Annotated in this window: 14 protein-coding genes; 3 read left to right on the forward strand and 11 right to left on the reverse strand. The window is 38.8% G+C overall.

The features are described from left to right. Positions 1–31: 31 nt before the first annotated feature. Together GQR45_RS10400 and GQR45_RS10405 are read right to left on the reverse strand one after the other, a co-directional pair. On the reverse strand, positions 32–715 hold the full coding sequence (locus tag GQR45_RS10400; RefSeq protein WP_165725847.1) for a DoxX family protein: 684 nt from the start codon (positions 713–715) through the stop codon (positions 32–34). A gap of 93 nt (positions 716–808) precedes the next feature. Beyond that, complete coding sequence (locus tag GQR45_RS10405) at positions 809–2,770, reverse strand: NADPH-dependent 2,4-dienoyl-CoA reductase (RefSeq protein WP_165725848.1); 1,962 nt, start codon at positions 2,768–2,770, stop codon at positions 809–811. Positions 2,771–2,989: 219 nt separating this feature from the next. Here GQR45_RS10405 and sppA point away from each other — a divergent pair, with 219 nt between their 5' ends. Then, positions 2,990–4,855: a signal peptide peptidase SppA gene (gene sppA / locus GQR45_RS10410; protein WP_165725849.1), complete on the forward strand. Its 1,866-nt coding sequence runs from the start codon at positions 2,990–2,992 to the stop codon at positions 4,853–4,855. 82 nt (positions 4,856–4,937) lie between these two features. Then, entirely contained in the window at positions 4,938–5,948 is a 1,011-nt protein-coding gene (ansA, locus tag GQR45_RS10415) for an asparaginase (protein WP_007582693.1), read from the forward strand. A gap of 69 nt (positions 5,949–6,017) precedes the next feature. On the opposite strand, the gene gndA is transcribed toward ansA, so the two are convergent. Then, positions 6,018–7,391 (reverse strand): NADP-dependent phosphogluconate dehydrogenase, encoded by a 1,374-nt coding sequence (gene gndA / locus GQR45_RS10420; RefSeq protein WP_010554474.1) that lies wholly within the window; start codon positions 7,389–7,391, stop codon positions 6,018–6,020. A 377-nt stretch (positions 7,392–7,768) separates the two neighbouring features. On the opposite strand from gndA, the gene pyk reads away from it, so the two are divergent. Beyond that, complete coding sequence (pyk, locus tag GQR45_RS10425; protein WP_007582689.1) at positions 7,769–9,205, forward strand: pyruvate kinase; 1,437 nt, start codon at positions 7,769–7,771, stop codon at positions 9,203–9,205. 231 nt (positions 9,206–9,436) lie between these two features. Here the strand turns inward: pyk and GQR45_RS10430 are convergent, their stop codons facing one another. The 8 genes from GQR45_RS10430 to tnpB form a co-directional block, all read right to left on the reverse strand. Continuing rightward, a complete protein-coding gene (locus GQR45_RS10430) occupies positions 9,437–10,261 on the reverse strand; it encodes a LytTR family DNA-binding domain-containing protein (RefSeq protein WP_007582688.1) in 825 nt (274 codons plus the stop codon). Then, positions 10,254–11,330 carry a histidine kinase gene (locus GQR45_RS10435; RefSeq protein WP_165725850.1) on the reverse strand — a complete coding sequence of 359 codons (1,077 nt, stop codon included), beginning with the start codon at positions 11,328–11,330 and terminating at the stop codon, positions 10,254–10,256. The genes GQR45_RS10430 and GQR45_RS10435 overlap by 8 nt, the downstream gene beginning before the upstream one ends. A 251-nt stretch (positions 11,331–11,581) precedes the next feature. Then, positions 11,582–13,138 (reverse strand): SulP family inorganic anion transporter, encoded by a 1,557-nt coding sequence (locus GQR45_RS10440; RefSeq protein WP_010554472.1) that lies wholly within the window; start codon positions 13,136–13,138, stop codon positions 11,582–11,584. 128 nt (positions 13,139–13,266) lie between these two features. Next, the gene (locus GQR45_RS10445; protein ID WP_007375323.1) at positions 13,267–13,725 is read right to left on the reverse strand and encodes an Lrp/AsnC family transcriptional regulator; all 459 of its coding nucleotides are present in this window, start codon (positions 13,723–13,725) and stop codon (positions 13,267–13,269) included. A 107-nt stretch (positions 13,726–13,832) separates the two neighbouring features. Next, the gene (locus GQR45_RS10450; protein ID WP_165725851.1) at positions 13,833–14,474 is read right to left on the reverse strand and encodes an MBL fold metallo-hydrolase; all 642 of its coding nucleotides are present in this window, start codon (positions 14,472–14,474) and stop codon (positions 13,833–13,835) included. Position 14,475: 1 nt separating this feature from the next. Further along, complete coding sequence (locus GQR45_RS10455; protein ID WP_165725852.1) at positions 14,476–16,293, reverse strand: M14 family metallopeptidase; 1,818 nt, start codon at positions 16,291–16,293, stop codon at positions 14,476–14,478. A gap of 364 nt (positions 16,294–16,657) precedes the next feature. After that, positions 16,658–18,190 (reverse strand): IS66 family transposase, encoded by a 1,533-nt coding sequence (locus GQR45_RS10460; RefSeq protein WP_165725095.1) that lies wholly within the window; start codon positions 18,188–18,190, stop codon positions 16,658–16,660. 86 nt (positions 18,191–18,276) lie between these two features. Then, a partial coding sequence (gene tnpB, locus GQR45_RS10465; RefSeq protein ID WP_165725094.1) for an IS66 family insertion sequence element accessory protein TnpB occupies positions 18,277–18,553 on the reverse strand: 277 nt, incomplete at its 5' end.

The raw sequence follows: 18,553 nt of genomic DNA on the forward strand, positions 1-18,553 counted from the left end.
ATACGGCCGTTAGTAAAGTAGATTAAATACGTTATTCTTTTACAATATTTCGCCTTAACCAGTAATCTATACTAACAAAACGCCCACCGCCCATAAAAAGCAAGCTAAGAAGCATAGCAAAATAAATTGCCGAAAATTCTATACCGTTGTTTAAAATAGACGGCTTGCCCTTTTCGTATAGATAATCAGGAAACCCGTGTTCTTCAACTAAGCCACGAATTTTACCTATTCGGTCTTGTACTTCTAGTGAGTTTTCAAGGCTTTCTTTAGCGCCCGGAATTGATAACCAATCGAGCACTTGCGCAGCACTTGTTTCTGGATTAGTTGGTGCTATTGCAAACCAACCGTTATGCCAATGCACTGAGGTTGCAGCGACAACCATTGTGAACATAAGTGGGATACTGACCAAGCGAGTTAAAAGGCCAAGTAATAAAAACCAACCTCCTAAAAATTCACTCCAGCCAGCTAAAAAAGCTAGTAAGTCAGGAAACGGCAATCCTAAACCCCATTCATTATTACCAAACCATTGAACTACATCTGGAGATGCTAAAAAGTTATCAAAGAAACCTTCTGTCTCACCGCTTATAGCAAGTTTGTTATAACCTGCAATGATCATAACAGGGGCTAAAATCAAGCGAAATAGCAATGCAGGTAAACCATCTAAAAATGATAGTTTACCCAATATTGCATCATAAAGATTGGTTAGTTTGTTCATGCGTATCCTGTGTGTTCACTGTTTATTAAGTTATAGACTATAAACAGCAAAGACCGCATGAATTGATAAACTATTTCAATTTATTTACAAAGGTTAAATACTTCTAGCGACCTGAAGAGCTTCAAAAATAGCGCGTTTAGCATCAATAGCAGCAGCTAGTTTAGCTCCGCCTATAACATGTACCTTTGCGTTATCTGTGTAATTTTCTAGCACTTCGTTGTTAGAAACCTGGCCAATACAGGCAATAACCGTGTCTACTGGCAGCACTTGAGTTTCACCAGCAACATTAATGGTTAGTCCGCTTTTATCGAAGCTTTGGTATTGGCAATCAGCAATTTGCTTAACGCCATGCTGCTTAGCAACTTGACGATGTATCCAACCCGTTGTTTTACCAAGCTCACTACCAAAACGACCCGCACTGCGTTTTAACATATACAATTGACGTTCATCTTTATGAGGTTGGGCTTCACACTCAATCCCCCATTGCGTTTTAAACTCACTAATAGTTTGCGATTTATGTTCGCTTAAAAACGCAACCATATCAAAACCTATACCACCGGCACCTAAAATAGCAATTGATTTACCCAGCTCTACTTCGCCGCGTATAACTTCGTCATAAGCAAATACACGCTTATCATCGCTACACTTAATAGAGGCTTCACGCGGCCTAACGCCAGTTGCAAATACGATGTCATCATAGCTTTTAAGCATTGAATCGTCATAAGCTTTACCAAGCTCTACAGTTACTTTTAATCGCTCAAGCTCATTAGTGAAGTAAGTAAGAGTATGGTTAAAGTCTTCTTTACCTGGTATTTGCATAGCTAAATTAAATTGGCCACCCATTTGCGGTTTTTGGTCAATCAGCGTGACGTTATGCCCTTTTTGAGCCAAGTAACAACTTGCCGATAAACCAGCAGGGCCTGCACCGACTACTAATACATTTTTAGCTTTGGTTGCTTGCTCTAACGGGTAATCTAGCTCAAATGCAGCTTGTGGATTAACTAAACATGTAGCACGTTTATTTTTAAATACGTGATCTAGACAACCTTGGTTACACCCTATACAAATATTAATTTGCTTAGATTGGTTATTTGCGTATTTATTAAAAAACTCTGGATCGGCAAGTAGTGGCCTTGCCATCGAAATTAAATCAGCCTCGCCTGCATTTAAAATATCGTTAGCTATTTCTGGAGTATTAATTCGGTTAACAGCAATCACTGGCACGCTCACCACGTCTTTTAAACGTTTTGATGCTTCTTTAAATGCACCTGGCGGCACCATACTCGCAATAGTTGGTACACGCGCTTCGTGCCAACCAATACCTGTGTTAAATATATCAACACCCGCTTTTTCAAGCTCGGTAGCTTGTATGACAACTTCCTCTGGTGTTGAACCGTTTGGGATTAAATCAATAACCGACAATCTAAAAATGATTAAGAATTGCTCAGATACTTTTGTTCTTACAGCTTTAACTATTTCAAGCGCAAGTCGCATTCTATTTTCTAGGCTGCCACCAAATTCATCTTCACGTTTATTGGTGTGCGGCGCCATAAACTCATTAATCAAATACCCTTCAGAACCCATAACTTCAACGCCATCGTAGCCAGCTTTTTCAGCCATATAGGCAGAGTGCGCAAAGTCTTTAATTGTTTTCTTAATCGAGCCAAGCGACATCGCTTTAGGTTTATAAGGATTAATAGGTGCTTTTATTGCACTTGGTGCTTGATTGAATGGATGGTACGCATAACGTCCAGCGTGTAATAATTGCAAACAAATTTTTCCGCCGTGTTTATGCACAGCATCTGTGTAAGCGCGGTGCTTAAATACATCGTAATAACTATTAAATGAAGATGAAATAGGTGTTAATTTGCCACGTAAATTAGGGCTGTATCCGCCCGTAATTAACATTGCGGTACCGCCTTTTGCACGTGCTTCATAAAATGCACGTAAGCGTTTGCGGTTATGCCATCCCTCTTCAAGGCCTGTATGCATTGAGCCCATCACTAAGCGGTTACGTAATTGTGTGTGTTTTAGTTGTAATTGTTGTTCTAACATCTTGTGCCCCGTCAACTGGTCTAACCTGTATACATTAGCTAATTCTGCTTTAATGGCAAGTAATAAGCAATATGTGCCTTCATTTAATTAAAAAAAGCCATAAAAACATGTATTAATAGCACCTCATAAACACTTCGTTACGATTTAGCAGTTAAATTTATTTTTATTCTAGGCTAAGATGGAACTAATGTATTAACTGTACCAAATTAAGGAGCTATTTTGATAGCAAAGGTATTTAAAGGTATTTGGACTGGAATTAACTTTTCTCGTCGTTTAATACTCAACATTCTGTTTTTATTACTGGTAATTGTTTTCTTAGTGTCACTCTCAAGTGACGACGATAAAATAATAGTTGAAAATGGCTCTGTTCTTAGGCTTAACCTAAATGGCCCTATTGTTGAAGAAAAAACATACATAGATCCGGTCGAAGCTGCAATTAGTGATGCTACTTCTGGTTCTGAAGCGCCAAGCGAAATATTACTCGACGATATTGTTGAAGTAATAAACGAAGCGACTAAAGACGATCGCATTACGGTGATGCTGCTTGATTTACAAGAAATGCCTAAAGCGCATTTAAACAAACTTAAGCAAATTACCAATGCTATTGATGCATTTAAACAAGCTGGCAAAAAAGTGATTGCATCGGGTTATTACTATACCCAAGCACAATACTATATTGCATCACATGCTGATGAAATAGCTATGCATCCATACGGTAGCGTAGGTATTGAAGGTTACGGCATGTATCCGCTTTACTTTAAAGATGCACTTGAAAAGCTTGAAGTAACGCAGCATATTTTCCGTGTTGGTACATTTAAGTCAGCAGTAGAACCTTTCATTCGGAACGACATGTCTGAAGCAGCCAAAGAAGCTAACCGTGTTTGGTTAGGCGCTCTTTGGAGTGAATACAAACAAGATGTTGCTGCGGTTCGCCCATTTGATGAGTCAAATTTCGACGAGACAATGGACGTATATCTTGAAAAAATGAAAGCTGCAGATGGCGATGCAGGTAAATATGCACTTGAGCACCAGTGGGTTGATTCTTTAAAAACAAATCAACAAGTTCGCAAACAATTAATTGATTTAGTTGGCGCACAAGAAGATGGCAAAACATTTAAGCAAGTTTCATTTCGTGAATACTTAAGCTTGGTTAAACCACCGATTGAATTTGATAACCCTATTACCGAAAAAGTCGCCGTTGTAGTTGCTAAAGGTACAATTGTGGATGGTGAGCGTAAAGCTGGCGAAATTGGTGGCGACTCTACAGCAGCCCTACTTCGTAAAGCACGCCTTGATGACAAAGTTAAAGCGGTTGTACTGCGCATTGATTCAGGTGGCGGTAGTATGTTTGCCTCTGAAGTTATTCGTGCAGAAGTATTAGCGCTTAAAACTGCTGGTAAGCCTGTTATTGCCTCTATGAGCTCTGTAGCTGCATCAGGTGGTTATTGGATTGCCTCTGCTGCAAACGAAATCTGGGCAGCACCGAGTACTATTACAGGGTCGATTGGTGTGTTTGGTACGTTTATGACATTTGAAAAAACCTTATCTAAAATTGGTGTTTATTCAGATGGCGTTGCAACAACCGAAATGGCTGGTTTTTCTATCACTCGTCCCCTAAACGAAAAAATGGGTCAAGTAATTCAGATGAGCGTTGAAGAAGCATACGGTCGCTTTTTAAATGTTGTCGCTGATGCCCGTAATATGACGCCTGAGCAAGTTGATAAAATTGCCCAAGGCCGCGTATGGATTGCATCTCAAGCACTTGAACTAGGTTTAGTAGACAAACTTGGTGATAAACAAGATGCTATAAAAGCAGCCGCAGCACTTGCAAAACTTAATCACTATGAAGTTAAAACCATTAAACAAGATTTAAGCTCGCAAGAAAAAATGATTCAAAACATTTTTGGTAACGCGTCTATTAAATCGATGCTTGGTTTACAAACACAAAAAACATCTGTGTTAGCAACGCAAGCTAACTTGCAAAGCGTTATTAACCAATTAAGTACTGAAGTTGAAAACCTTAAAGATTACAACGATCCACAAGGTGTATATGCACGCTGTTTAGTGTGTAACGTTGCACAATAAAAGTGCATAGCTTTACCTAATCAGCTGTATTTAAAGTTACTTAACGTTATACTAAGCCCAGTTTTTTTACTGGGCTTTTTTTATGAAACGTAAACGCATTTATATCGCTTATACTGGCGGTACTATAGGTATGAAAAAATCGAGTCGAGGTTATATTCCTGCTGAAGGTTTTTTAACAGAAACCGTAGTAAACAACGCAGAGTTTAACCGTGATGAAATGCCTTTGTTTGATATTCACGAATACTGCCCTCTTATAGATTCTTCAGATATGTCTCCTGAGCATTGGCAACTTATTGCTGATGACATTAAAGATAAATACCAAGATTATGATGGTTTTGTTGTGCTTCATGGCACCGATACAATGGCGTATACAGCCTCAGCACTATCGTTTATGTTCGAAAACCTAACTAAACCTGTGATTGTAACTGGCTCACAAATTCCGCTTTCTCAATTACGCTCAGATGGTCAAGTAAACCTTCTGAATGCAATGTATTTAGCGGCAAATTATCCAATTGCAGAAGTAAGTCTATTTTTTAATAACCAACTGTTTAGAGGTAACAGAGCAACTAAAGCCCACGCCGATGGATTTAATGCATTTGCGTCGCCTAATCTTGATCCCTTAGCGTTATCGGGTATTAGTATTCAACTTATTAAAGGCCAACTTAGTCCTTATGTTGAAAATGAGCTGCAAGTTACTCCTATTACACCTCAACCCATTGGTGTGCTTTATTTATACCCTGGTATTAGTCAAGAAGTGGTTAAAAGCTTAGTTAATGGCAATATTAAAGCCTTGGTGTTGCTTAGTTTTGGTGTAGGTAATGCACCGCAAGATCCTAACTTTTTATCAATACTTGAAGAAGCAAGTAAACGTGGCGTCGTTATTGTTAATTTAACCCAGTGCTTAAAAGGCCATGTAAATATGGGCGGCTATGCAACGGGTAATGCACTGTTAAATATTGGTGTTATTAGTGGGTACGATATGACCCTTGAAGCATGTTTAACTAAATTACATTATTTATTTAGCCAAAAGCTAGAAGTAGAGACGATTCGTCATTTAATGCAAGACAATTTACGTGGTGAGTTAAGCCGTTAAATCTCACAGCGCCTAAAATACAAAAGGCACGCTAAATAGCGTGCCTTTATCGTTTTAAACAACTGTTTATTACCTAACTTTAGCGTCGATATCTACTAGGTCAGTTAAATGGCATGTTTCACCGCTATGGGTTTTAACGCCGTGCTCACCAAAGTAATCACGCTGGGCTTGAACTAAATGCCCATTACTCGGTGTAGTTAATGTTGCTAAATACGTTTGTGTAGCACCCAATACAGGGAATGCTAAACCAGTCATTATTGCTTGTCCGGTAATTTTGCGCAAAGAGTTAGACTCTTTCTCAAGGGTATCAATAAATTCAACACCTTGTGCAACGCTATCAAGGTAGTCAGCACGAATAATACAACCAGCACGCCACGTTTGAAGCGTTTTAGATAAATCAACTTTCCACTGATGAGTACGTGATGCACCTTTAATTAACGCTAAACCTTGGCGATACGCTAGTAAGCTTGCAAGTAAGAACGCTTCTTTTAGCTCTTCTAAATCAATTTCAACATTGTTAGTTGATTTAGATGCATACGTCATCTCTTGTGCAGCCGTTGTATTACATGCATTAGTTAAATGACGTGCTTGTACAGCAGCAACAAGTGAAGGAACTGCAATACCAAGCTCTAGTGCATTTTGCGCAGTCCAAAGACCGGTACCTTTAGCGCCAACTTTATTATCAATTAAGTCCGCAAGCGGTACATTATTATGATTTTCAAGTGACAATATGTGGCTAGAAATAGACAGTAAGTAGCTATTTAATTGACCTTCTGACCAGTCATTAAATATCTCAGCCACTTCTTTTGGAGAACGATTGGTGCCTAAACGAAGTAATTGGTACACTTCTGCAATAAGTTGCATAAGTGCGTATTCAATACCGTTGTGAACCATTTTTACAAAATGACCACTTGCTGATTGACCAACACGTGCAAAACACGAGTCGCCATTATAGCTAGCAGCTACTTTTTCAAACCATGGCTCAATACGTTCCCAACCACCCTCAGAACCGCTTGCCATCATTGCAGGACCATGGCGAGCGCCTTCTGCACCGCCAGAAATTCCCATAGTGGCAAATTCAAATTTATTTTGGTATTTAAGTTTACGCGTTATACCGTCTTTATAATTACTATTACCGCAATCGACAATCATATCGTCACAGTTAACGCCGGCCTCTACAAGTTCATTACAAACTGTATCAACTAACTCACCAGCAGGAACAAGTAATAAAATAGAACGAGGTGCCTCTAAACGCCTTACCATGTCTCTTAAATCAGAGACAATGTGAAGCCTATCAGCCATGCCTTGAGATTTAGCACAACTTAGTAACTCTTCACCCGCATGTGGGTTTTTGTCATAAGCGACTAGCGTTATCCCTTTTTCAATCAAGTTTAGGGCAAGATTTTTTCCCATAACGCCTAACCCTACTAATGCAACTTGCATCTAGTGTCCTCCTCGGTAACAACTATTTGGTTAGAAAATTCAGTGTATAAATTAAATAATACCGCGTGCATTATACTCATACAGTCATAAAATACTAATTATGAGTCAATACAACATGCTTTTTTATTACAGATAAATAAGCTACGTAATTATATCAAACATCAATGGTCTAGGGGTGACTAAAAGCAAAGCTAATTGAAATTAAGATCATTGACGCATTCTGACACCGGTGTCATAATGATGACACAATAGTTTTGTATAAAATAGTGGCAAACCTTTGAAGTTTGCACATAACTAAAATATTTTATTCTAATATAGATATTTTAAGTCAACAAAATAACGTCAACATGCTTTCACCAAGCAAACAGGAGAAATTGATGCTAAGACGCACGAAAATAGTCGCTACCCTTGGACCTGCTACCGATAGAGATAACAACTTAGAAAAAATTATTATCGCTGGGGCTAATGTAGTACGTTTAAACTTCTCACATGGTGTTGCCCAAGATCATAAAGACCGTGCACAAGCTGTACGCGATATTGCAAAAAGATTAGGCAAGCATATTGCTATACTTGCTGACCTTCAAGGCCCTAAAATCCGCGTTTCTACTTTTAAAGAAGGTAAAGTAACGCTTGCTGTGGGTGCAAAATTTACCCTTGATGCAAAAATGGAAAAAGGCGAAGGCGACATAAACTCTGTAGGTATTGATTATAAAGAATTACCTAACGATGTAAGCCCTAACGATTTACTACTTCTAAATGACGGCCTTATTCAATTAAGTGTTGATGAAGTAGCTGGGCATTTAGTGCATTGTACAGTCACTGTTGGCGGTGTTTTATCTAACAATAAAGGTATTAACCGTTTAGGTGGTGGCTTAACTGCTCCAGCATTTACTGAAAAAGACAAAGAAGATTTAATAACTGCCGCTGAAATTGACGTAGATTACATTGCCGTATCATTCCCACGTAGTGGCGACGATATGCGCTACGTACGCTCACTTGCTGAAGCTGCTGGTTCAAAAGCACAGTTACTTGCTAAAATTGAACGTGCCGAAGCCGTTGAAACCCAAGAAGCTGTTGATGACATCATTTTGGCGTCTGACGCTGTAATGGTTGCTCGTGGTGATTTAGGTGTTGAAATTGGTGATGCTGCTCTTATGGGCAAGCAAAAACTAATTATTCGTCGTGCTCGTTCATTAAACCGTACTGTAGTTACAGCAACGCAAATGATGGAATCGATGATCGATAACCCTATGCCTACACGTGCAGAAGTTATGGATGTTGCAAATGCTGTTCTTGATGGAACAGATGCTGTAATGCTTTCAGCTGAAACAGCTGCAGGTGATTATCCTGAAGAAACAGTTGCGACTATGGCACGCGTTTGTTTAGGTGCTGAATCGCAAAAAGAAACGCACGTTTCTAAACACCGTTTAGATAGTCGCTTTTCTAACAATGCTGAATCAATTGCGCTTTCTGCTATGTATGCAGCTAATCACTTAGATTCTGTTAAAGCAATTATCACACTTACTGAATCTGGTAGTACGGCTAAATTAATGTCGCGTATCAGCTCAGGCTTACCAATCTACTCGCTTTCACGTCATGCGAGTACATTAGGTCAAACAGCACTTTATCGTGGTGTTTACCCAGTATTTTTTGATTCTACAAAAACTGAAAAAGACGGTATGGTAAAAGCCGCGCTTGATACTTTAGTTTCTCAAGGGTCTTTACAGTCTGGCGATACAGTAATTATTACTCACGGTGACTCAATGGAAACTGTGGGCGCAACTAACACAATGAAAATTGTAACTGTTGCATAATTAATATCAATTCGCTTAATTAAGTGATCTATTTTGAGGATAGAAAAACGTGTTGATAGCTAGGCAAAAAACTCGCTATTTAGTTGTTCTAAATGAGAATTTTTTAACACAGGTAGCAACACGTTTAGCCCCGCAAAATGATTAAGTATTATTGCGGATTGGTATAATTACTAAATATAAAAAATGCGAGCTTAGCTCGCATTTTTTGTGTCTGTAATAAAAGCGTTGGCTTTAACTTGCTAATGCTGCTTTAACCTTATCTCGGTAGCTACGGCTCACTTTTAATTCTTGGCCATTTTCAAGTACTAATAAATACTCACCACTTACTTGTGTAACCAGTTTACTAATTTGTTTTGTATTTACTATTGCGCTGCGATGTACACGCACAAATAACTGAGGGTCGAGCTCTTGCTCAAGCTCTTTCATTGTTTTACGTAGAATATGCGTTTGTCCGTCTTCACAGTGCAAACACATATAGTCACCTGCTGCATCAACCCATTGGATAGTCGCTACTGGTACACGAATAATTTCACCCTGCTCTTTTACAGCAAGCGATTCTGGGTAACGTCTGTCTGTTAGCATATCGCCAGTGGCTAATTTTTTAAGTATTTCTTCGCAATTGTTACCAGTAATACCGGCTACAAAACTCGCTAGTTTTTTCTTATGGGCGTTGTCTTGCTGCGTTTTTAAGTAGGTATGCACTTTTTCTACCGCCTGTTTTAGTCTGTTATCATCAACGGGTTTTAAAATGTAATCGAGAGCATGAATTTCAAACGCTTTTACAGCAAACTGGTCAAAGGCCGTTACAAATACAATCGCTGGTAATGCTTTTGAGCTTTCGCTAAGGGCTCTTGCTACTTCAAAGCCATTCATACCTGGCATTTGAATATCTAAAAAAACCAAATCAATTTTCTCGCTTTGACACATTTCAATTGCATCAGCGCCTGAACTACACAATTTAATTACTTCAATATCAGAGTATTCTTCGAGCCTTACCGCTAAACCTTTTCGTGCTAACGGTTCATCATCAACAATGAGTGTTTTTATTTTAGTCATTTTTCACAGCCTTCTCAAAAGGTACTCGCAGATTAACTTTTAATCCACTTGGCGTATTATGTGATAATACAAACGAATAATTATTTTCATACAACGTTTTTAATCTATCTTTGGTATTAGCGACACCTACGCCTTGAGCGTTAACTAATTGGCCATCGAGTATGTCAGTACCTGGGCCGTTGTCGCCCACTTCTAGTAATAACTCATTCGCAAATACCTGTGCTTTTATATCAATTACTCCACCTTCTGTTAGATGGGCAATAGCATATTTAATCGCGTTTTCTATAATAGGTTGCAAAATTAAGCTCGGTACTAAAGCCTCTTTAGCTTGCTCGCTTATATCTACATTTACCTTTAATCGCTCATCAAAACGTACACGTTCTATTTCTAAGTAAAGCATGAGCGCATGTAACTCTTGCTCTAACGGTACTTTTTTTATTGGATCGGTATTTAATGTATAACGTAGAAAGTCACTTAACCTTGCTACCATTAAGTTAGCATCTTTGTTTTCTTTAACCAAAATTAAAGTAGAAATAGCGTTAAGTGTATTGAATAAAAAATGGGGATTGAGCTGATACCTGAGCATTTTTAGTTGCGCTTCGTGTGCCATAGTTGTGGCCTTTAACGCTTTTTGTCGCTCACTTTGTAATAACTGATAATATTTAACGCCAAAGTACAAACCACTCCAACATAAAATAATATAAACCGAATCTAAACCTTGCTGCAGGTAATAAAACCACTCCTCTGGTCTATAACCATGGCGGTATATTTCCCATAGATTGAATTTTTGAACGACAGCCCATAGAGTGCCCGTTATATAAGAGGCGCCAAATACTACAATCATTAATACCCAAGGCGAGGCATTCCAAATTTTACGGTAAATATACCTAAGCGGCACTGTCATCAAACAACCAGCGTAAGCATTCAATAAAATAACAAATACGTATATATCACGCATTTCAAATACTTTAGAGCCAATATAATTTACTAACGCATAACCAATCCAGCCTGCAATTTGCAAAAGCCAAAAAAAGCGTTGTCTGTTATCGACTAAAGATTGCCAGTTCAAAATAGATGTTTACTCCGTATAGTTAAAGACTAATTCCATAAAATAGGCGCTTGTTATTCTTTATTATTTTTACCTATGTAGGGCTGATTTTAATAAAATTAGATAGTCTTATTATATAGATTTATGAGTTTGCATAGCACTACAGCCTACCTTGCTTTTTAATAGTCTTACCGCAAACAAATAGTAGATACACTAAAAAAGCGAAAGGTTATCCACCTTCCGCTTTTTAAATATCAATAGCTTTGTGTAAATTAAGCTAGTTTGTCTGATGCTACTTTGTATGTTGGATCTTCAATCACATTCACTTCAACCAAATCACGTGCTTTATGAAGCAACTGCGTACAGTCTTTACTTAAGTGACGTAAGTGAAGTTGTTTACCTGCTTTTGTGTACTTATCAGCAAGTGTGTCAATTGCTTCTATTGCACTGTGATCAGATACGCGGCTATGCTTAAATTCAACAATTACATTTTTAGGGTCATTTTTAACATCAAATAACTCTGCAAAGTTTTTAACTGAACCAAAGAAAAGCGGGCCATGTAACTCATATACTTTAGCGCCTTCTTCATCAATATAGTTAGTTGTGTATATGTGCTTAGCATGCTGCCAAGCAAATACTAATGCAGATACAATAACACCTACACATACTGCAATCGCTAAATCGGTAATAACAGTCACACCCGATACAAGTACTATTACGAAAGCGTCAGATAGAGGCACACGCTTCATCATTTTAAAGCTGGCCCATTCAAACGTACCTAATACAACCATAAACATAACACCAACAAGTGCAGCTAGTGGGATCATCTCAATTAAGCTTGAAGCGAATATGATGAACGCAAGCAACATCAATGCAGCACTTATACCCGATAAGCGAGAACGACCACCTGAGTTAATGTTGATCATTGATTGACCAATCATTGCACAACCACCCATAGCACCAAACATACCACAAGTAATATTTGCAGCGCCTTGGCCTATACACTCTTTATTACTATGACCGCGAGTTTCTGTAATCTCGTCAATTAAGCTAAGCGTTAATAATGATTCAATTAAACCAATAGCCGCTAAAATAAGTGCATAAGGAAAAATAATTTGTAGCGTTTCGAAAGTAAACGGTACCATAGGAATATGAAACTGAGGTAAACCGCCTGCAATTGTTGCAGCTTCGTCGCCTGTCATTCCTTTTAAGAAATCAACTACGGTATGCGCTTCTAAGTCCAAACCAATAACTAAAGCGGTCACTGTAATAATAGCGACTAATGTAGAGGGTACAGCCGTTGTTAGTTTAGGTAAAAACTGAATAATAGCCATCGTTAAAGCCACTAAACCAAGCATAATATATAACGGGTTACCCGTCATCCATTCTTGTCCGCCCATACCATCAGGCACTTTAAATTGTCCTAACTGAGCGAGAAAAATAACAATAGCTAAGCCGTTTACAAAACCAAGCATTACCGGATGAGGAACCATGCGGATAAACTTACCGAGTTTAAATACACCCGCGAGTATCTGCAGTATGCCCATGAGCAATACGGTCGCAAATAAATACTCAACACCATGATCAAGCACTAAACTTACCATAACAACAGCTAGTGCACCGGTTGCACCTGAAATCATACCAGGGCGGCCACCAAATATAGCCGTAATTAAACCAACGATAAACGCGGCATATAGACCAACTAAAGGTTCTACATTTGCAACAAAGGCAAACGCAACAGCTTCTGGAACTAAGGCTAGCGCCACAGTTAATCCAGATAAAATATCGTTTTTAGCAGAGCTAGGCGCCCTACTGAGTAAGTTAAACATTGAGTTCCTCAAATGGTGTAATGGGTATCAAAAAAGCGCTAAATTCTACCAAATTAGCGCTCAGTTAACAATTGTCATTATGTGGTTAAACTAAACTAAAAGAGGTTTAGCTTTTAAAAGAAGTGCTTTTATAAAGGGAGGGAAGTACTACGTTTTACACATGTCATTGTTACATTAGAATGTACTTCTTGTACATATTCTAAGCTTAGTAAATTATCGCGTACAAAGTGCTCATAACCTTCTATGCCTTGTGAAATTATGCGTAGCATAAAGTCCATTGTTCCAGCCATGGTGTAACACTCTGTTACTTGATCGTAACTCATTATAAGTTTTTCAAATTCAGCAAGGTTCTTTTTACCGTGATTTGATAAACGCACATGTGCATATACAAGCATATCAAAGCCAAGTTTTTTCTCATCTAAAAGAGCCACTTTGCTTTTTATATAACCATCTTGCTCTAGCTTGGCAATTCGACGCCAGCATGGAGATTGAGACAAGCCTACTTTATCAGCAATTTCTGCGGTTGATAAACTAGCATCTTGTTGTAAAAGTGCCAATATTTGGCGATCTACGTGATTTAGAGACATTTTATTTCTTATTTATCAAATAAACTGGTTAAATTATACAACCATTTTAAAACTCAGTCTGCTTATTTTTAATTTTTATGCAGTTTACCAAACTTCAAATAAGTAACTTAACCAAACTTACCACTCACAAAAGGATTTGTTTGTTTTTCAAATCCAACCGTAGTGTCGCTCCCATGCCCTGCCAATATTTTAGTATTATCAGGTAAGGTTAGAATATGCGTCTTAATCGACTCTATAAGTTGTTCGCTGTTCCCCTTAGGGAAATCAGTTCGCCCTACTGAGCCTTTAAAAATAACATCACCTACAATAACGCATTCATTGTCTTGTTGATAAAACACAATATGACCAGGTGTATGCCCTGGGCAATGCTTCACTAAAAAGCTAAGTTTACCTACGCTCACGGTGTCGTTATGGTTTAGCCAAATATCCGGATAAAAGGGCTCAATGGGTTTAAACCCGAACATTTGTGCTTGCATAGGTAAGTTTTCAAACCAGAAGTACTCATCTTTTTGTGGGCCAATAATTTGTACGTTAGATTGATTACGTAAAATATCAGCCCCACCCACATGATCTAAATGCCCGTGCGTTAACCAAATAGCACTTAATTCTAGTTTATGCTCATTAAGGGCTGCTACTATTTTATCAGGGTCGCCACCTGGGTCTATGACTACGGCTTGTTTAGTTTCACTACACCAAATAATACGACTATTTTGTGCAAATGCAGTGACGGGTATGGTTATAATTTGCATATTAGATTTCTTTACTTTTTTGATCCGGGATAACAACTTCTTCTTCAAATGACATCAATATTGGGTACTTTAAGTACGCTTGATCATAAAATGGACTTTGCTCATATAACCAGTTTAATCTCGCATCAGCGTCGCTAGCGAACGATTTATCTTTAAGCTTTTCATCAAACTTAAGCGCTAGTTTTGGATTGTCTTTTAGCATTTGGCGTGCAAACGGAATTAGTGCATAGTTTTCCATGTACTCAGTACGCTGAAAAATAGTATTAAATTCCCCCCATGCAAAAAACGAATCTGGTGCTTCAGGATGCAATAAATGCACGGCAAGCTCACCTGCTTTTTGTTGAGTATTGACTTGATACCAACCATCTAAATCTACATTTATAGCAGGGACATAATCAAAACTTGCTGACACTCTAAAACGGCCTTCAAATGGTGCTTTATCAAACGTGTAGTCTGCCACCTTTGCTACTTTTAAAGGCTGTGTATTTGCCCCTTCAAGTTTATTAATAGAGACTCCATGTAACTTTAGTTTCTTAATAATATTGCGATATACAGGCGGAATAAAAAAAGCTTTAGGTACTTCAACTGTATGTTGTACATCTTTTTGCCAATAAATAGGTAAGTCGATATATGTATGTGCTTTACCCAAATACTTCACTTCATTTTGGCCTGAGAGCGCATTCATGCTTGATGAATACTCAATACCTTTAAACTGCGCAATCGTATCAGCTTGCTTGGCATAGCCACGCTTTACTATTAACTGTTTAGGAACAAATTCCTGTTCTTTTTTTACTGCATTAGCTAACTCATGACTATGCTTTGATAGCGCAGTAATAGCACCATCTAAAAATACGTAAGTTCCTAATACACGTTGCTTGTAAGGCTTCAATGAATGATTTTCAACTAAAATAGTCGGTAATGACTTTAAATCCCCCCAACCATTTGAAAAGCGCGGCGTAGCAACCCATCCCGCTAATCCTTTTTTAAAGTCTCGCTTGTCCATAACAAAAACAAGTGGCCCTGGCATGTGCCCTTGCTTAGCTAGCGTATCGTCAATCAGAGGCTTAAAAAACTGGTTTAGTGCATCAGATACCGCAGGCGACTCGCTTGAAAATACCGGATTGTAGCCATAAGTCACATCGTACTGGTAATCTGCGCCGTCGGTTACGTGTACATCAATGTATAAATTTGGGTTGTAGTCGTTAATAACCTTTAAAACACTTCTAACTTCTGGGGTATCTAATTTAGTAAAATCACGATTTAAATTAAGGTTATTAGCATTTGTTCTAAAGCCCATTTTTGTAGGGCCCCGTTGATTGATGCGATTGAATGCACTACTACGTTCGTGTCCATCTACATTTAATATAGGAATAAATAATATATTTACCTTTTTTAAAATGTCACGGCGCTTACCCGTCGCTATATCTCTGAGTAACATAAACATGGCATCTTTACCGTCTATTTCACCAGAATGTATTCCTGCCTGAATAAAAATAGTTGGCTTAGTGCTATTAGCCATTTGCCTTGCTTCAAAAAAACCTTGTTCACTGGCAATCAACATTTTTATTGCACGCTTGCTATTACTATAGCCAATGGTTTGAGATTGAAACTGAGTAGGGTTTGCAGCAACTAATCTATCTACAAATGCCATTGTATTTGCATAATCTGGCGACGCTTCACCTTCTGACAACTCAAAATCAGTAGTTAACGGCCCTTGTTTTTGTAAAAGCTCTACGCTTTTCCCCTGCCACTCAATTAATGGAGGTAAGTGTGCGTCATACGCCACACTTGCAGATAAAACTAGTAAACTTGCAAACATAAAATTCTCTAACAAACGCCTTAATTATATAAATTATATCAACTAAATTTTTTATAATGAGGAAACTGCGGTGATTCAACAAAAAAATGCAGCCAATTACATGTCACTCATTTACACCTGTCTTTTAAGGCTATATAACGTTATTAATGTACAGTAATTCATTACATTACTATTTATACCAACTCGTAAAAATACTTAATCAATTTAAAGGATTACATCTGACGCTAACAGCGCCAAAAATGTCTGATATACGTCTGCATGGATCCAGGAGAGTGAGTAATGATGGAGCAATTGCCAAGAACAACTAAATAGTGAATTTCGCCCTGCTCTAACGTATCTTTTGTAAGCGTCTAGCTAACGACACCTAGCCTTTCTTAATGTTCCAAGGTAACAGCGCCTCAAGGTTATCAGGCTGCTCAGCTAGGTGCTGTAAGCAACTAGAAATATAGTCATGCACCACAAGGTCATTTGCCTTCGCCGTTTCAACAAGGCTATAAAGTACCGCACTGGCATGTGCACCCTTGCTGGTATTTGAGAACAACCAGTTTTTTCGCCCTATCACGAAGGGTTTTATGGCTCGCTCTGCGCGGTTGTTATCTATTTTAAGTCTGCCATCATCAAGGTACCGCCGGAATTTTTCAAATTGATTTATCGCGTAGTTAATGGCTTTACCTAGCGCCATTTTGGGCGGGATTTTATCTTTGTGTTTGAGCAGCCATTGGTATAACTCGTCAACAATGGGTTTGGCTTTTTGTTGTCTAACAGTGTACTTCTCTGTGGCTGATTTATCTTTGATAGCTTGCTCAATACCGTAGAGCTTACCAATGAGGTTGAGCGCTACATCCGCTTTGCCTGTTTTCTTATTATTGCCTTTCGCTTCGATGAATTTACGACGCATATGAGCAAGGCATGCAACCAGTGTTGCCTGAGTTTGCTCATAAGCCTTGTAACCATCAACGTGCATGTAGCCTTGGTAACCATCAAGAAAATCAACCGCACATTGGCCCGCACGGCTGTTATGATAATCGAACAGGACAATATTAGTGCTTTTACCCGGTTTATCATCACCGCAACAATACAGCCACATATAGCTTGTCGCTTTATCTGCGTTGATGACGTTTAACGGGGTTTCATCGCCATGGATAACTGCTTGCGATAACAACACCTCTTTTAAGCGTTGATACAGGGGTGACAACAATTGTGCACAACGTAGCATCCAGCTCGACATGGTTTGCCTGCTTAATTCTATACCAATATCGCCTAACATTGTTTCTTGGCGATAAAGCGGTAAGCCAAACTGGTATTTACACGTGATTATTTGACTCAGCAAGCTGGCCGTTGCGATACTTTTTGGAATGGGTGATGCGGGCATCGGGGCGGATTTCACCACACAATCAATACCTTCTTGCTCACAGTGACGGCATGTATATTTCGGGCGAATCGTTTTAATCACTTTGATATGTGCTGGCACAAACTCTAATGCTTCACTGCTGCTTTCACCCATTTTATGTAAGGTGCTTTGACAGCAATCACATACTTTTTCACCCTCATTGAGGTCAACAATCACGTCTACTCGTGGTAATTGCGCCGGCAGTGGGCGGCGTTTCGGTTTGGCTTTTTCTTTCTTTACTGAGGGCGATGTGGCCAATTGCGATTTATCATACTCATCAAGCGTTTCTTCTGCTTCATTGAATACTTCACCCGCCCCCGGCATTTTTTCTGATTTCTTAGCGTACTCTTTGGCAAGTTTCGCATTATAAGCTTGCAGCAATTCGTGAATTTGCGCATCCTTTTTAGCTAACTCTTCATCTTTTTTAGCGACGACATGTTGCAACTCAAGCAGCATGCGCTTGAGTTGTTCTGGGTCATCAGGAAGTGAGTGTGCATCAAGTTTCATCCCTGCAATTTAACAAAGTTTTATGCACTTTTCTCGTTTGCAGGGCAAATAAAAACGGATGTGTGGCAATGATCGTTTACTGTTAATTAGATCATAGATTGATACTGCAATTCTTCATGGCCAAGCACATCATATCCCGACAACAACCAATCCAGTTGCCCAGAGCTGAGTTCAAATTCTTGCAAAGTGGCTTTATTTGGCCATTTGAACTTTTGTTTTTCGAGTCGCTTATACCACAAAGCAAACCCTGTTTTATCCCAGTACACTAATTTGAGTTTATCTTTCGCTTTGCTGCAAAACAAAAATAGCGCGCCAGTGTAGGCATCACGTTCAAGCTCGCCTTCAACGATGGCGACCAGACCA

The sequence above is a fragment of the Pseudoalteromonas sp. SA25 genome, assembly GCF_011378705.1.
Lineage (GTDB): Bacteria > Pseudomonadota > Gammaproteobacteria > Enterobacterales > Alteromonadaceae > Pseudoalteromonas > Pseudoalteromonas arctica.